General features: G+C 43.4%; 15 protein-coding genes and 1 pseudogene. 14 read left to right on the forward strand and 2 right to left on the reverse strand.

The annotated features are described in order from the left end of the window. The first annotated feature begins 577 nt into the window (after positions 1-577). The gene (locus MSMTP_RS19720) at positions 578-2,920 is read left to right on the forward strand and encodes a HEAT repeat domain-containing protein (protein ID WP_197076058.1); all 2,343 of its coding nucleotides are present in this window, start codon (positions 578-580) and stop codon (positions 2,918-2,920) included. A gap of 198 nt (positions 2,921-3,118) precedes the next feature. Here MSMTP_RS19720 and MSMTP_RS09765 read toward each other — a convergent pair whose 3' ends face one another. Together MSMTP_RS09765 and MSMTP_RS09775 are read right to left on the reverse strand one after the other, a co-directional pair. Then, complete coding sequence (locus MSMTP_RS09765; protein WP_156153779.1) at positions 3,119-3,652, reverse strand: hypothetical protein; 534 nt, start codon at positions 3,650-3,652, stop codon at positions 3,119-3,121. 701 nt (positions 3,653-4,353) lie between these two features. Then, positions 4,354-5,157, reverse strand: a complete 804-nt coding sequence (locus MSMTP_RS09775) for a hypothetical protein (RefSeq protein ID WP_048178860.1) — start codon at positions 5,155-5,157, stop codon at positions 4,354-4,356. Positions 5,158-5,837: 680 nt separating this feature from the next. Here MSMTP_RS09775 and MSMTP_RS09780 point away from each other — a divergent pair. From MSMTP_RS09780 to MSMTP_RS09835, 13 genes and pseudogenes are all read left to right on the forward strand, one after another. After that, a complete protein-coding gene (locus MSMTP_RS09780) occupies positions 5,838-6,071 on the forward strand; it encodes a DUF2178 domain-containing protein (RefSeq protein ID WP_197076060.1) in 234 nt (77 codons plus the stop codon). Positions 6,072-6,137: 66 nt separating this feature from the next. Next, positions 6,138-6,302 (forward strand): hypothetical protein, encoded by a 165-nt coding sequence (locus tag MSMTP_RS19245; protein WP_197076062.1) that lies wholly within the window; start codon positions 6,138-6,140, stop codon positions 6,300-6,302. Positions 6,303-6,324: 22 nt separating this feature from the next. Then, positions 6,325-6,576: pseudogene (locus MSMTP_RS09785) on the forward strand (IS66 family transposase); the annotation flags it as partial. Positions 6,577-6,680: 104 nt separating this feature from the next. Then, complete coding sequence (locus MSMTP_RS09790; protein WP_048178864.1) at positions 6,681-7,367, forward strand: ABC transporter ATP-binding protein; 687 nt, start codon at positions 6,681-6,683, stop codon at positions 7,365-7,367. Beyond that, positions 7,368-8,528: a hypothetical protein gene (locus MSMTP_RS09795; protein WP_048178866.1), complete on the forward strand. Its 1,161-nt coding sequence runs from the start codon at positions 7,368-7,370 to the stop codon at positions 8,526-8,528. A 290-nt stretch (positions 8,529-8,818) separates the two neighbouring features. Beyond that, on the forward strand, positions 8,819-9,211 hold the full coding sequence (locus MSMTP_RS09800) for a DUF2178 domain-containing protein (RefSeq protein WP_048178868.1): 393 nt from the start codon (positions 8,819-8,821) through the stop codon (positions 9,209-9,211). A gap of 13 nt (positions 9,212-9,224) precedes the next feature. After that, positions 9,225-9,419 carry a helix-turn-helix transcriptional regulator gene (locus MSMTP_RS09805; protein WP_048178870.1) on the forward strand — a complete coding sequence of 65 codons (195 nt, stop codon included), beginning with the start codon at positions 9,225-9,227 and terminating at the stop codon, positions 9,417-9,419. A 485-nt stretch (positions 9,420-9,904) separates the two neighbouring features. Further along, the gene (locus MSMTP_RS09810; RefSeq protein ID WP_231582744.1) at positions 9,905-10,345 is read left to right on the forward strand and encodes a transcriptional regulator; all 441 of its coding nucleotides are present in this window, start codon (positions 9,905-9,907) and stop codon (positions 10,343-10,345) included. A gap of 154 nt (positions 10,346-10,499) precedes the next feature. After that, positions 10,500-11,576, forward strand: a complete 1,077-nt coding sequence (locus MSMTP_RS09815) for a hypothetical protein (protein ID WP_048178871.1) — start codon at positions 10,500-10,502, stop codon at positions 11,574-11,576. Between the two features lie 100 nt (positions 11,577-11,676). Further along, the gene (locus tag MSMTP_RS09820) at positions 11,677-12,810 is read left to right on the forward strand and encodes a hypothetical protein (protein WP_048178873.1); all 1,134 of its coding nucleotides are present in this window, start codon (positions 11,677-11,679) and stop codon (positions 12,808-12,810) included. A gap of 69 nt (positions 12,811-12,879) precedes the next feature. Beyond that, complete coding sequence (locus MSMTP_RS19250) at positions 12,880-13,023, forward strand: hypothetical protein (protein WP_156153781.1); 144 nt, start codon at positions 12,880-12,882, stop codon at positions 13,021-13,023. 1,175 nt (positions 13,024-14,198) lie between these two features. Further along, entirely contained in the window at positions 14,199-15,125 is a 927-nt protein-coding gene (locus tag MSMTP_RS09830; RefSeq protein ID WP_048178876.1) for an ABC transporter ATP-binding protein, read from the forward strand. Positions 15,126-15,179: 54 nt separating this feature from the next. Further along, positions 15,180-16,535: a COG1361 S-layer family protein gene (locus tag MSMTP_RS09835; protein ID WP_048178878.1), complete on the forward strand. Its 1,356-nt coding sequence runs from the start codon at positions 15,180-15,182 to the stop codon at positions 16,533-16,535. Positions 16,536-16,629: the final 94 nt, after the last annotated feature.

Consider the following 16,629-nt stretch of genomic DNA (forward strand, 5'->3'; position numbering starts at 1 on the left):
ACCCACGGGTAATGACGAGGGCTATTTTCTTGTTGCCCTAATTTCCTGGCAGCTTTTCCGAGCCCTTTGAGACTTTATCGTTGAGACTTATTTTAGAGCCCACTTTAATTATAGTCCCGAACGCAAATATTTACACTTACATTATAACCACGGAAGACACGGAAAGCACGGAAGGATTGTGCCCCTATTTCCTTTATTCCGTATTTTCCGGGCTTTCTGTGTTAAACTTTCACTTGAGATTGGGGGGAATTTGGATCCTTGACTATAAATCCGGTCAGGAACATATGAATATAAAAGTTTTTATGCTGCTAAATACAATACAATAGAAATATATTATCATTCAATTGGTCAGGGTTGTACAGTTTTTCAGATAGGTAATAACTTTTCAGATTTGAAACATAAACACAGGACTATGAAAATTATTTCATTGCAAGTGCTGCATGTACAGCCCGGAAGCAAAACCCCACATTTAATAAAAATATTTGAATTTATTGGTGTAAGTTTATAAATTTTAAGAACAATTTAGAATGAGAAAAATTAATCCGGTGAATTTTCGTCACATGGGGGTGGAAGGAAAATGGAAGCTAGAACCAAAAATCTGGTAAAGAAGTTGGAACGCTCGGTTTTTGCAGGAAACAGGGCTGCTGCGGCAGAGGAGTTAGGGAAAATAGGAGATCCGGGTGCGGTCCCTGCCCTGATTAATGCCCTCGGGCACAGCAACCCTAAGGTAAGGGAAGCTGCGGTAGAGGCTCTGGGAAAAATCGGTAGTCCCGGAGCAGTGCCGTGGATGATCAAACTGCTTAACGATCCCGAAAAGTCTGTGAAAAAAGCTGTATTGAGCACTCTTGGAAAAATTGGGACACCTGAAGCAGTTTCGGGACTTGTTAATGCACTCAATTATCCTGATAAGTTCACACAAAAAGAAGCCGTAAAAGCTTTAATAAAAATCGGCTCTTCAGAGGCGGTTTCAGGGCTTACGAAAGCCCTTGATAACCCGGAAAATTTTGTAAGGAGAGCTTCGGTAATCGCTCTTGGAAAAATAGGCACAGAAGATGCTGTCCGGGGGCTGATAAAAGCCCTCGAGGATTCCGATGACCAGGTAAGGCAGAAATCAGTAGAAGCCCTGGGGAAAATCGGTTCCTACGAAGCTGTTCCGAAACTCATGGAAACCCTCAAGGACTCCAAGCTTTCCGTGCAGGAGGCAGCGGCAAAAGCCCTTTGCATGATAATAGGGCCTGATATGCCGGTGCCCTTACTTATCAAGGTCTTCGAAGCCCCCAACAGGGACGTGAGAAAGGCCTCAATAGAAGCCCTCCGGTCCATAGAGACCACTGAAGCGGTTTCGGGCCTTGTAAGGGCACTCGATGATCCCGACTGGTACCTGCGCAACAGGGCTGTTGAACACCTGGGAGATATCGCTTCACCCGAGGCAGTTCTGGGCCTTGTTAAAGCCCTGGACCTCCATGAAAACGCCGTCCGGAAGGCAATAGCAGGCGTACTCGGAAGGATCGGGACCCCGGCATCTGTTTCAGGCCTTATCAAATGCCTCGAAGATTCTGACAGTTCGGTCAGGGAAGTAGCAGTAGTCGGCCTGGGAAGAATAGGTACGCAGGAAGCTGTTTCAGGACTTCTGAAAGCCCTGAAGGACTCCAAGAGTTCAGTGCGGGAAGCCTCGATATATGCTCTTGGGACCCTGGGCACAAACGAAGCTGTTCCGGACCTGATAGCCGCCCTTGAAGACCCTGAGCCTTCAGTAAGAAAAACTGCAGTAGGTGCTCTTGAAAAAATCGGAACACCTGATGCCATTTCAGGTCTTCATGACGCCCTCGACAATCCTGATGGGTCGGTGCGAAAGGCCGCAGCAAAAACTCTTGAAAAGATTGACAAATCAAACACCGTAGAAGAACTGGGAAAAATCCTTGAAGACACCGGGAGTTCCGAAAGGGAAGCTGCCGCAGAAAGTCTCGGGAAAATCAGGACACCTTCCGCCGTTTCAGCCCTGATCCAGGCCCTTGAGGACTCCGACAGTTCCATGCGGGACGCCGCCAGAGCCGCTCTTCTGGAAACTATGGGAACGTCCAATTCGGTGCCCATCCTCATCATGGGGCTCGACGCCCCGGATAAGGATGTGCGCAGCGCTTCGGTAGAAGGGCTCGAAAGAGTAGGCACAGCCGACACCTTACCCGGGCTCATCAAAGCCCTCGATGACCCTGACTGGTATGTGGGAAGCACCGCAGTAAAAGCCCTCGAAAAGATCGGAACCGCTGACGTGGTCCCTGTTTTGAGAAACTGCCTGCGGGACGATGATTCCAACATCCGGATTGAGGCTGCAAGGGCTCTTGGGAATATAAATAATACGAGTTCTCTGGAAGAATTCGAATTTGTAATGGAACTTGAAGAAGGAGGAGCAGGTGACGAAGCCGGAGTAAAAGCAGGAATACTGGCAGAAGAAGCCGGAGTAAAAGCAGGAATACTGGCAGAAGAAGCCAAAGTAGAAGCGGGAATAAGAGCAGAAGAAGGAGTAGGGGTAAAAGAAGAAGAAGAAGAAGAGGAAAAAAGAGTGGAAGAAGGAGCAGGGGTAGAAACGATAGGCGGATATCCGGAATGCAAACCCTGCACCGAATCAATCGGACCTGTGAGCTCCATAAACCCCGATTCCGATAACCCGGAAGATTGGATAGAAATCGGAGGGGAGCTTGATTATCCGGAAGCAATGGACTATTCCGACTCTTCAGTAGAAGCCGAAGTAGCTTCAATAACCGGAGAAACCGTAAAATCCGAAGCTTTCGGAATGCCACACAAAAGAGGTTTCGAAGAAGAGGAAAAAGATATCCCGTCCTGTCCGGCCTGCTCAGCAACACTTGAACTTCCCTTTGAACCCAACTTCTGTCCATTCTGCGGCGTGAGATTAAAAAAGTAAATTAAAGGCTCTTCAATAAAATTAAATAATCTTCAGAAACCCTTTATTATTTCACATCAAAATTCAGGGATACCGGAAGGTTCAAACCTTCCATCCCGGATAAATCTTCCAATTCAGGAAAAACTTGCCCACCCAAAAAGATGGGTAAACCATCCTCTTTTCACATTGGTTTTTGCTGGCCGTGTGTAATTTGAAGGCTTAGCTGAAAAGAGACTTTATGCTGTTGAGGAGCTGTCCAAAGAAACCTGCATTTTCGGATCCCGTTTCTTCGGTATTTCCTCTTTCAACAGTTCTTACGTCAGCATTTCCTTCTTCAGCGTTTTCTTCCATCTCGTCAGAGCTTTGTTCGCGCATTTTCCTTTCTTCAGGTACTCCATCTTCTCCTGTCGCATTCCCATCTTTCACCTGGCTCCTGTTTTGCATCATCGCAGGGTCCTGCCCAGATCCGGCTTCAAAGCCCTGCTCAGGAGCTCCATCCCCATCTGGCCCCGAGTCCATCCCCTGTCCGACAGGTCCGAGCACGTCTTTCAACTCGTCAGAGGCTTCCTCAATTAAAGAATAAAGCTCGGTTCTTATCTCAAGCATTTCGGAATCTGTTTCGACGTCTTCAAGCTCTACCTTTACCAGTTCAAGTTCCGTTATGAGTTCTTCGGCCTCCTCGAGCAGATCTTCATCAAAGTCCTCTTCTGAGTCCTCGAGGTTTTCTATCATGCTGGAGATTGACTCTATCATTCGGTTCTTCATCAAATCAAAGGCTTCTTCATCCGAAGCAAAAGGAGGTTCTGCTCTATCTTCCTCAGCAAATGCACTATTGGGAACTAAACAGAACAATATTAATAAAGTTGTAAACAGGGAAACTATTTTCATACCGGATATCTTCATTAAATCACCTTTGGGCTTGTATCATCACCTTTAAGCCTGAGCACTCTGCGCCCTTCCGGGTCTCGCCGTACCGGACCGGGCGCAAATGCCGGAAGAGATGGAATTAAAACATTTTGAGGTCATAATTCCACCCCGGTTCCAGACACCCCTTGCAAGCGCTTTTGCCAGGCATTTCTGCCAGGATTTTTTGGTCTTGTAGGTCTGTTTCTGATGTGGTTTTTGTACAGGTTTTTTTAAAGAGGTGTTTCTAATGTGGTTTTTGTACAGGTTTTTCAAATGGGTTTTTTCTCTTTTGGGTTTTTCTCTTATGGGTTTTGTTGAAGGGTTCCCTCTTCTAATCTCAGGGGGATTTTTTGGGTTGGGTTTTTTCCATAGGGGTTTCATCGAGGGAAGTTAAGGTGGCTTATTTTAGGCATTTTTTTAGAGATTTTTCAGAGGTGGTAAACAGTTTATCCGGATATCAGCCTACTATCTGGATACCAGCTTACGGATTTTATCCGGGGCACACAACCCTGGACTTGCTGATTATTTCAACGATAAGATTTCAAGGATCAGGCTTCCGCTTCAGCCCGGGGCATCCTGACCTGCATCTTCATGGAAGTACCGGGACCTTCACGTCCCATGGGGCCTCCCCTCTGCTTGATTCCGGCTTCTTCCCGGAAAGACTCCATGATTTCCCGTACAGACCCTCCTATTTCCTGGAGAGCTTCACGGTCTTCAGCACTGTCTACCTGCTCCTGAAGGGTAGTGAGGTCGGCAATGGTTGATGTCAGCAATTCATCGGTAACATCTTCGTTTTCGATTTCCCCGAGGTTTTCCTGCATTTTTGTGAATTTTTCGATATCCCTTGCGATGGAGTCGCTCACCCCATCTTTTGCATGGGAGAGAGCTATTGCTTTGAGATCATCGAGGCTCGTTGCGTCTTCGATTTCGGAGTAAAGGGCTTCAAGTTCGGCGAGTTTCCCGGCATTGGCTTCAGCTCTTTCTTCAGCCTTTGCTGCGGCTTTCTCTTCATCCACACCTTCGGGGAGATCTTCCAGCTCCGGTATATCCGACATGTTGCTCATTCTCTCGATCTGCCGGTCAAGGCGTTCGAGCATTGCCGTCTGAATTTCAGAGAAATAGTCTTCATCTGCATAGTCCAGGGGTACCATTCCCATTCCGGACATCCCGGCAGGTCCCATTCCGGGTCCCATCTGGCCCATTCTTTCTTTCATCATGTTTCCGGGACCTGCCCGGGTCATTTCATCTGCCGAAATTTCATCTTCTGCGGCAAAGGCGCCTGATGGAATAATACTTAAGACCATCAACACCACCGCAAAGCGGGCGATTGATTTTACTGAATTTGTTTTCATGATATATCTCCGTCAATTATCCTGTTATGTCATACTCGTTGGATCGGGGCTCACTGACTTCTCGCCAGTTGACGATTTCTTGCCAGTTGACAATCCTCACATTGTCAGGCTTAAATATAAGTTTACTTTCAGAGATAATGCTAAAAAAGGGGTTAAATTTACAAAATAAGCTTTAATAAATGATATGTTACTTAATTAAGCTTAATTAATACTTATAATTATATTTTAACCCCTAAAAAACCTTAATTTCCCAGCAAAGGATGAGCGGTCAGAAATACCCCCTGGTCCGAGAATATTTTCGTTGACCCCGAAAAACGCTTTTTTACCCAATCTTTATAATAGCCTCCGCCAGCTTGCCTGGCGGCGCCTCCTAAAAAGAAATAAAAAAGAGATGTGAAAAAGGGCATTCGTAGACTGTAGCTTTTTCTTTTATAATTGAACTCTTTTTCCTTTATTTGGGATTTTGAGGGTTGACTTTAAGGAATCAGGCAAAAAATCCGGAGTGTTTTTTATGCTGATTGGAAAAAATGGGCTTTTGAAGGGACTTTGCATTATCTGAAGCAGAACGCCAGGTCAGATAAACCGTTTACTCTGAATTGCGATATTTTTAAAACCACCTAATGTAAATTCATCCTGTCTAAAAGGATAGTTTTATATACAATATGTATGGTATGTTTGACATGACGATGAATATGAGATTAAGTGGAGAAGTAAAAGAAGACGAAAGAGATTATCGAATTTCAGAAAAAGCCAGTCTTAGAACCTTCCAGATAATATTTATAGTCCAGGGATTTCTGTATGCGACTCTTGCCATTTTGGGCATTCAATTGCCAGCACAGCCGGTAGTAGGAGCACTTTTTGCTATTACAGGAATCTCTTATGCGGGAATCTTTCAGTGGTACAAAAGAATGTAAACATATCTTGTCTAAAAGAATATTTTTATATACAATATGTAATGTATGTTATACATGGTGATAAATATGGACATGAGCTACAATGTTAGGAAAATAATTAGAATTATTGTTGCTGTTATTTGGGTAATTGGTGCAGCTATGTATGGGATGAAAGGGGATTATTTATTTTCAGGATTATTTGCATTAATAGGTATAGTGTTCTTAGTAAAAGGTTTAAAAAGTGAAAGGTAACCACTCAGGTTTTTGAATATTTCCAATTGATGTAGTAAAATATGCGGGGCACCATCTTGATTTTCTTCATGTGAATGGGTGGTTGGAAAGAGCTGAAATTAAACGCAAGATGGAACCTCGAAGTCTTTTAATATCCAAGCCTGCAAAAAAGACAAAACCGGGAAGACCACCTAAAAAGTTCATAGAATTCGTTGATGGTATCCGATCAATTCTGAAAAGAGCAGTTGAGTTCTCGGAGATAAATCCACCTTCACCAAAAGAAGAAAGCAAAGATTTATGAAAATCTTGGAAGAGAAATTTGAAATGACCGGCTATAAAAGAAGTAAATATATCTATATTTCTTAAATCTGAGTGGTTACAGTTAAAGGAAGTAGTAAAATGCTAAAAGTTAATAAATTATCTGCATGGTACAAAGAAGATAATATTATATTAAAAGAGATTACATTTCATTTGAAAAATAATACTGTAGTTGGATTATTGGGATTAAATGGAGCAGGGAAAACAACTTTGATTAATACGATATCAGGTGTACACAAAAGTTACAGTGTAAATGATTTAAAATATTATGGTAATGAAATTAAATTTGATGGTATAGAGTGGAAGGAACAGCGCTATACGGTTTTTACGGAAGAACAGGCTTTTACTTATTGGTCGTTCAGGGAGTACTTGCCTTTTGTTGCGAAGGTGTATAAAAAGCAAATTGACTATTTACGTGTAGAAAAATTAATTAAAGGATTTGGCTTTGATAAATATAAGGACTATCCTATTAAAGATTTGTCAACAGGAAATCGTAAAAAGATATTTTTGATTACGGGATTTGCTTTGGAGTTGCCACTACTTATTTTAGATGAACCACTGGATGGATTAGATTACTTAGCATCAGAATTTCTCTATAAGGAAATAGTTGGATATAAGAAATATGGAACAGTACTGATGAGTTCACATATTGCAGAAAGTATAGAAAAAACTTGTGACGAAGTTCTTGTATTAAAAGAGGGAAAAATAAGGACAGAGAATTTATCAGAAATACAAGATATTCGTGCAGCCGTGGAAGGATGGTTGTAAATGCTCAGTAAAATCTTTTTTAAAGATCTTGTAACGAAAAAAAAGGTTTTTAAATATTTGTTGGGAATGGTTTTATTTACAGTATTTGTTAAGCTTTTTTTAGCGGATTTTATTAAGCCTATTTTTCAAGAAGCATTTCTTCCCTGGATAACGTTTATTACAATATTTACATCTACTGCTTATACAATTTATACGTATTCACTGTTTGAAAAGGTAAAGACATATATAATGTTACCAATCAAAAAAAATCGATTTCTATTAGCTTTTACAATTGGAATGATAGGAATATCCTTTTTAGAGAGAGGGTCTTTTCTTATCATAGGAGCATTAATTTGTAGTAGTAGACCGATTTATAGCATCACAATAATTATATTGGTAGCGACGTGGTCAATTCTAATTAATATATGGGTGTTGCTTACAGTAAACAACCATAAAAAAATTAACTGGATTATAATTGCAACTAATTTTATCATGATTTTTCTTGCATTTAATCTTATTTCTTCAGAAGTATTTCAATTATTGATATTAGCAAGTGGGATTATAATTTGTTTTATTGAAATTTTACTACAGGACAGCATATCGATAGCTATAACACATATAGGGAAAAGAGGACTGGCAAAATTTCATTTTGCAGGTAATTACTTTTTGAAGGTGATTGCCTATGAAAAAATCTATATTGTAAACTCCGTTATGTTAATAGTAATGATCTGTCTCTTATCTTTTATGAAAGGAGATAATGTGATTATTTGGAGCCTTATATGGACAATAGGAGCTACCAATACTCCAGTACTAACTATGATGTCTTCTGATTTATATGTACGAAGGCAAGCTCAAATGTTCCCTGAATCAAATGTGAGCTTGTGGAAGATGTACTGTATATTTCTTATGGAATATTTCTTATTTATAAATGGATTGATTTGTGTTTTTTCTATATTTATAATCGGGAAAAATCCATGGATAACTATTCCAATTGCCTTAGTGCTTAGTGTTATAGAAGTAATTGGTGCTTATATTTTAGAGAAAAAGAAACCAATTCTTTATTGGCAGACTAAGCAAGAGCTATGGAAAAATCCTCGAAAATATATTTTATCAATTATTGTATTTTTACTAATAAGTAGTATCTATTCGGCTACCTCAATTTTTGAGTTATTTTGCGTATAAACTCAACATTTACTTTTTTCATAATAATTGAGCCTATTCCAAAATACTCCAAAACTCTTTAACTCAGCTTTCAAAGAAACAGTAAACACCCTTCTACTTTTATCGAAAAAACCTAAAACAGGGAGTTCACGAGAAAATTGCCAGCACAGCCGGTAGTAGGAGCACTTTTTGCTATCACAGGAATCTCTTATGCGGGAATCTTTCAGTTGTACAAATGAATGTAAATTCATCCCGTCTAAATGAATAGTTTTATATACAATATGTAATACATATTTGACATAGTGATAAATATGAAAGCTCAAGAAATTGCTTCGTTTACAATTGGAATCTTTTTGGTTACAATTGGGATTTATATATGGGTCTATGAACCCATCTGGGTTTCAAGCATACATGGTGCCACGGGGGGATTAATAGTTGCTGGCGTTGCACTTATTTTAATAGCACTGTGGAAATACAAAATCAGAATAAGTGGAGAAGTAAAGGAAGACGAAAGAGATTATCGAATTGCAGAAAAAGCCAGTTTCAAAACCTTCCAGATAATATTTATAGTCCAGGGATTTCTGTATGCGACTCTTGGAATTTTGGACATTCAATTGCCAGCACAGCCGGTAGTAGGAGCACTTTTTGCTATTACAGGAATCTCTTATGCGGGAATCTTTTGGTTGTACAGAAGAAATATGTAAAAGAGGAATGGTTATGAAAAATAATATCAAAGTCTGGCGTGCTAAAAAAGATATTACCCAGGAAGAATTAGCTAAAAAAGTAGGTGTCACCAGACAGACCATCAATGCCATCGAAAGAGGAAAATATGATCCAAGTCTGGAACTGGCTTTCGGTCTTGCCCGCTTTTTTGACTGCATGATAGAAGATATTTTTTCTTATGAGAAATAAAATTTCAGGCAGAGGTCATAAAATAGTTCCCATGCAAAATAGAGACCCGGATACTCACAAAATTTGAACCCGGAATACAAATATGCCAGATAATAAGTTACAAAAAAATTCTAAGGGATATAATTCCCCAAAATACAAAATTTAAGGATTATAAAGCATTAATTTCTAAAATATTCTGCTATAAAGTTTTAATATGAAATATAACGCTTAAATTGAACTAAAAAAGTAAGTATGCTTTTATGTTTAAACCCGAATACTGCACCTGTCATCAGGGACACCCGAACAGCACCCTCCCATCCGGAACAATTGAGTATAAAAAAAGTACTGCGCAATCCCCGCTGTACGAATGAAACACATCACAACATCGACCTGCAAAACAAACGCTGCCGGGTGTCCCTGAAAGGCATATCCCCCCTCGGGAAGAGCTTTTTTAACAGAATCAGAAACATTAGAAATATTGGAAACATTAGACGGAGACACAGAAAATGCTTTATGACCTGAAGAAGGAACTGATGGGAGATAAACTGATGGGGGATAAACTGCCGGAAGAAAAACTATTAATCCTGCCACTTTCCGAAGATTCCAGGAAAATTGCCAGGATCCTTTCGAACGAAACCTCGACCAGGGTTCTGAAACTGCTGGAGAAAAGGTACATGTCGGCAGGTGATATTGCAGAGGAACTTGACGTGCGCCTGAATACCCTGAAGTACAACCTTGACTCTCTTCTCGAAGTCGGGCTTATCAGGGTCAGGCAGGTAAAGTGGAGCCGGAAGGGGAGAGAAATAAAGGTCTACGAAGCCGTGGAAAAAGTAATCATCCTCCTTCCGGGGAAAAAGAACCCGGATGTTTCTTTCATCTTCACAGTTTTCAGGCAACTCCGCCAGGAAAGTTTTGAAGGCGCAAAAATCCCAGGAGAATGGGCCTGAGCCTTTTTTCATCTCTCGCACAACATTGCCGCGAAGAACGCTTTCTAAAAATATCCTGATATCCTGAAATCAGGGCAAATATTAAAATATAAGAACACTAATAAAAAATATATCTCAAGCTGTTTAATTTTCTTCCCGGAGGACGTGAACCCGCATGAAATTCAAATACTTACTCCTGCTTCTTATCCTGGCGGGAATGATTGTTACAAGCGGCTGCATGGATGCGGAAGCGCAGCCCTTAATCTATAAAGCTCCCGCAAACCTGTACAGGAGCATCTTTTTCCCGTATGCGGGACTCCTGAACCAGGAAGGTCCTGAAATTCCGGGAGGATACCAGTATCCCTATGATTCTTCATATACGGAAAGGCCGCCTTCAGGGAATGTGAATCATGAAAATCCTTTGCAGGGATCTCCCAGTTCCCTGAGGGATGCAACAGCCCTTCTCGACAGCAATATCGATAAAGCGGAAGACATTGCCATGCGGATTGAGTTAGGGATTAAGTACTTCCAGGCAGACGGACAGGACATCGGCAGGCTTCAGGAGCTCTTTGAGGAATACACCCGCCTGATCGAAGAGGCTAAACAGTACAGGGAACTTGCCGATTCGGCTGCCGGAGAAGAAAACGACTATGTGACCCAGAGGGAACATCTGGTCCGCTCTCAGGAAAGCATGATGCAGGCAAACCTCGTGCTGAAAAAAATATTTGAAGAATTTCAGCACCTGATGCCGGGAAGCGCAAGAATCAACGAAATAGACAGGCTCAGTGCCGAAGGGAGCGGAAAGGCAGTCCTTTCGGGCAGTTTCACCCTCAATATGCACCTTGAAAACGGAGTACTGGCTGTACTGGAGCTATCCCCCGACTCTGCGGTCTACATTAAAGGGGCTTACAGATTCGAAGAGCAGACAGAAGACCACCATACCGTGTTCCTCTACTATATACAGTCGGCAGACATTGAAATTCCGGGTTCCCGAAAAGCGGTTTTGCTCAACGCCGAAAACATATCCCTTACTGCAAGCGAAGGAAAAGGACAGGCAACATTCTTCGGTAACGGCACCTATACCATTGAAGATGCCGGTGGGATGAAGGAAGAAGAAAAAATATGGGCAAACTCCCCGGCTGAGATGAATATCATGAATTCCAAACCGGGACCCGATAGAATGACTCCCACCGGGCTGAGGGACGGAAGGACCGGAATGCACCGAATCGACCAAGGTTATACCTCCCGGTGAACAGCCAGCAAAAAGCCAGAAAAAGCCAGCAGAGCAAAAAAGGTTAAAAGGATAAGGATAAGCTATAATCCAGACCAGAATTCCGAGTTTCCTGATTACCATGAATTTGAGGTTTTACATCATCTGCATTGCCGCCGCACTCATGTTCGCAGCCCCTGCTACAGCAGCAGACAGCCCCGCCACAATCCACGGGGTAGTTTACGGCTGGGACACCTTCGAACCCCTGGACAACGCCGTGGTCGAGGTGAACTCCATACCTTCCCAGTCCATGGTGGCAAAATACGGCGTCTATTCCTTCGAACTGGCTCCCGGAGCTTACACTATCAAAGCCGGCTATTACCAGAACGGCACCCTCAGCTACTCAGCAGAAGAACCCATAACAGTTGAAAGCGAAGGAAACTACGTCCTCGACCTCCTTCTCCTCCCCGTCTATTCCGAAGAACTTATGGACAGCCAATCATCCGGCACAGGCGAATTGTCCGAAATCCCGGTAACCGAAACCGAAAGCCAATCATCAGGTCTCGAGACTGCAGAACCGGATTCAGCTTCTGAATCAGAAGCGAATTCCGAATCGGAATCGGAAGTGGACACAGAAGAAGACGGAATTTCAGCCCGCGAAAGTTCAGCTTCGGCTTCTTCATCTCTGAATACAACTCACCTGTTTGCAGCCTTCATGCTCATTCTTCTGCTTGTAGGAGGATACCAGTTCTCCCTGAAGCAAAAAAGCGGAGAGAAAAAGCCGGCGGCAGAAGAAAAAGCAGGGGAAAGGCAGATCCATTCAAGAGTTTCAGTAACATCCCCGGCGCCTGAACCAGCGGTAGGGCAGACGGCAAAGCTGGAAACAAAGGCAGCAGCAGAGAAGGCGCCAAAGCCGGATGAAAAAACAGCGGCAGAACCGGCAGTAAAACCAATAACAGAACCTGAATCCGAAATTCATGAAAACACTGAAGGATCGGCTGAAGAGCCCGGTGAAGAACCTGCCGAAAAATCCGAAGAAAAAGAAGATACCTCTACCCCGAAAAAACCCCTACCCCTCCCGGCCGACCTTCAGGATATTATGGACATAATCCGGGTCCAGGGAGGCAGGATCACCCAGAAAGAGCTTCGCAGCAGGCTGAAGTATTCGGAAGGAAAGGTCAGCCTCATGCTTACCGACCTTGAAAGGAGAGGGCTGGTAGAGAAATTTAAAAGAGGGAGAGGGAACGTGGTTATAATTAAAGACGGGAAACGTTAAGGGCTCTATTTTGCAGGTTTCCCTCCAAACTTTATTTAAATTTGAATTCCTGGGACTGAAGACCTTCTCATGGTCCCTGGCAACCTCATCCTCATATACACAGCAGCCCTCTCCCTTGCTTTCGGAAACGGGATCATGTGGCCCTGTGTCATCTCAATCCTCTGGAACACCGGAAGAAACATGACTCTTGCAAAAATTCGTGAAAAGCGATGAAAAAAGTACTGAAAAAATGCTTAAAAATGGGTCGGTAGAAATCCTGTAATATTACTTAAAATGGCCCTGGGGTTTTGTGACAGGATTTAATGATGATTCCAGTTCCGGGATTTTTCTTTTTTCTTATCGACAACAAGGGCCCTCACCGCCCGCAAGGCGGGCGGCCTTTCCGATTTATCTGGAAAAAGGTGTTTTCAAAATAAATTGCCATTACTGGCTTTTACTTTTATTCAACTCACTTCACGTCAATATTCTGACTTAAATTGTAATTGCCGACTTCATCTCTAATTCCTTACTTCATCTCTAATTCCTTACTTCATCTCTAATTCCTTACTTCACGTCTAATTTTATATTTACTGATAACTTGAATTGATTGTGGATTTCTACTAATGCAGAATAGAAGATGTGAGTGCCTTTAATTTAGAATAGAAAAACTGCAAATGCGACCAGGCAGTTGACAAACAAAAAATAACTGCTGTTGCTCTTTTTACTTATTTCTCTATCTTTTTAATTAATTTTTGGAAAAGCCGGTCAGCAAGCTGACCGGTGAGTGTGCCGGTACCTTAAAAGGTGCAGGAAAAACGGTACCTTGCTCTGAGTCCTATCTAACCAGCCGTTCCCGGATATGAGTAGATGCGCCATATTCGGACTATTAAACTTTACCATAGCCTTAATTTTATTTTTAAGCCAGATTAAAGATTAAATAGTCTAAAAATCTCCAAAAAAACCTTCATTGCTAAATATAATCCTCAAAATTCCTCTTTTCCGCTAAGTATGCTTTTATTATTAAATACCAATGAGGGGTTGACTGCCTCGAAGTATCCCTCCTGCGCAGTCAGCAAGAAACTCCACCCAAACACTCCATCAGGGGAGTCACCTACTACCTCGGCAGGTGGCTCATCCTCGTAGGGAAGCAGAAAAAGAAACCATGCTTCTCCAAGGCTATCTCCACAAAATGACGGCAGGAGGGAACGAGGAGGCAGCCATAGAAAAGAACAAACCCCTAGCATAAACGAAACACCTGAAAGCCAGAATGAGGCACCTTCCACCTCGCAGGTGCCTCTCCAATTTACAATTCATCAATTACTCAATCAATCAATCAATCAATCAATCAATTCATCGACTCACGAAGAACTTCCATTACGAGAGCAGGTGCGCAACGTTTTGAGGTTTATATTATGCTCATGGAAATTGCAGACACATTGAAAACAACACTGGATCCCAGAAAAGCCCTGGATTCCCTGAGAGGAGATGCAGATCCGGACAATAACTTCGAAGGGCCGGATAATAGTCCAGGCGATGATCCGGGAAACGGTTCGAAAAATGAACCTGACCCGAAACCGCACGGGGAGCGTATTAAAAACTCAGACTCAGTCAAACCTTCCCAGGATGGAAAAGCTCCCCTTATCAAACTGACTGATGTCTGGAAAATCTACCAGATGGGCGAAGTGGAATTTGCAGCCCTGAAGGGGATCGATCTGGAGATCTACGAAGGGGAATTCGTGGTTGTGCTCGGGCCCAGCGGGAGCGGGAAAAGTACACTTATGAACCTGCTTGGTTGCCTGGATGTCCCTTCCAGGGGCACCGTTTTGCTGAACTCCCGGGACATCTCGGAAATGGAAGAATCGGAACTTGCCCAGATCAGGGGGCAGATGATCGGTTTCATTTTCCAGAGCTTCAACCTGATCCCCACCCTGAATACCCTGGAAAACGTGACCCTTCCCCTTGAGTTCCAGGAAGAAAACCCTGGAAAGGCGCGGGAAAGGGCTGAGTACCTGCTCGATGTAGTCGGGCTTTCGGACAAGCATCACAACCTGCCTTCCCAACTTTCGGGGGGACAGCGGCAGAGGGTGGCAATAGCCCGCTCCCTTGCCGTAAACCCGCCGGTGCTCCTGGCAGACGAGCCAACCGGAAACCTGGACAGCAAGACAGGAGACTATATCCTTGAATTTTTAGATGAACTTCGCCGGAAAGAAGGCAAGACGATCATCATTGTAACCCATGACATGACCCCAGTCCAGTATGCGACAAGGGTTGTACACATCAAAGACGGCGAAATTGAAAAAATCGAAGAAGTTGAAGGGAATTATTGTAAGTTGTAATAAAAAACGTGAAAAATTTTGAAAGTATACACAATTTGCGATGGAGAAAAACTCATGAAAAAGCTCTCTTTACTGATGATTTTGCTGGTGCTTTCGGCAATCTTACCCCTGAATGCCGGCACAGCCCTGGCTTCCACCGGATTGATAGATTCGGCTTCAGTCCAGATCGACCTGACAAAACAGAACCCTGAAGCTGCCCGCCCGGGAGAACCTTTGGAACTTACCTTCAGCGTGCAAAACGACGGCTACGATGACCTGACGGACATAGTTGTCGAAGTCGAGCCTGAATATCCCTTCACCGCGATTTCCGGAGAAGCGCTTGAAAAAGAAATCGCCTACCTGGATGCGCGGCAGGATGACGCCGATGCAGCTGTCCTGAAGTTCAAGCTCATGACCGACGCCGACGCTTCCGAAGGCACTTACGAGCTTGATGTCACTACCACTGCCACGAGTGATGAAAAAACCGTCACCACCACACAAACCATCCTCCTTGAAGTCAGAGGCAAAGAATACGCCCAGATAGTGACCATCAACAAGGCAAACATCGACCTGGCTACCGAAGAACCCCTTGAGTTCATTGTCACCAATACCGGAAACTCCCCCCTGAAAAACATGGTCATTTCCTGGGAAGACCCCGAAGGCGTAATCCTCCCCGTCTACTCGGACAATACCAAGTACATCAAGTATCTCGAAGCCGATGAATCCGTAACTGTTGCCTATACAGTCATGGCAGACGTAAACGCAGACCCCGGACTCTACACCCTCAACGTAAACCTGACCTTTGAAGACTACGACTCCAACATCAACACCATCGAGACCACAGCCGGGCTTTTTGTAGGCGGAGAAACCGATTTTGACGTTTCCTTTTCGGAAAGTGATGAAGGAGAGATTTCCCTTTCCGTTGCGAATGTGGGAAACAACCAGGCATATTCCGTGAAAGTATCGATTCCTGAGCAGGAAAACTTCAGGACAAGTGGCAGTTCCTCGACCATTGTGGGAAACCTTGAGAAAGGAGACTACACCATCGCGTCTTTCGATGTCATGAGCACACAGGAATCAGATGAGGGATCCGAAGATGCCACTGAGGGCGGGACAGCAAGAGCAGCAGGTTCCGGCAGCAGCCCATCCCTGGAAGTCCAGATTGAATACACGGATTCAAAAGGTGAAAGGATCACAGTCCTGAAAGATGTCCAGGTCGAGATGACAGCCCCTACCGGAGTTGATGGAAGCACGGGCAGGCCCGGAGCACAAACAAGCAGCGGGACCAGCTCATACGTTTACTATGCCCTGGTAATTGTAGTTGCAGGTGCGGGAGTCTTCCTCTACCGCAGGCAGAAGCAGGGTAAGAAAGGCTCCGAAGAAAAGGAAGCCGGGAAAGGAAAATACAGTTTCGGTATCCTGAACAGGTGAACTATGTTACGGAAAAATGAAACGGAAAAATGAAACGGAAAATTGAACGTAACCATGAAACGGAAAATGAAACGGAAAATTGAACGTAACCATG

Origin of the sequence: Methanosarcina sp. MTP4, from assembly GCF_000970045.1 — an archaeon.
Classification (GTDB): Archaea; Halobacteriota; Methanosarcinia; order Methanosarcinales; family Methanosarcinaceae; genus MTP4.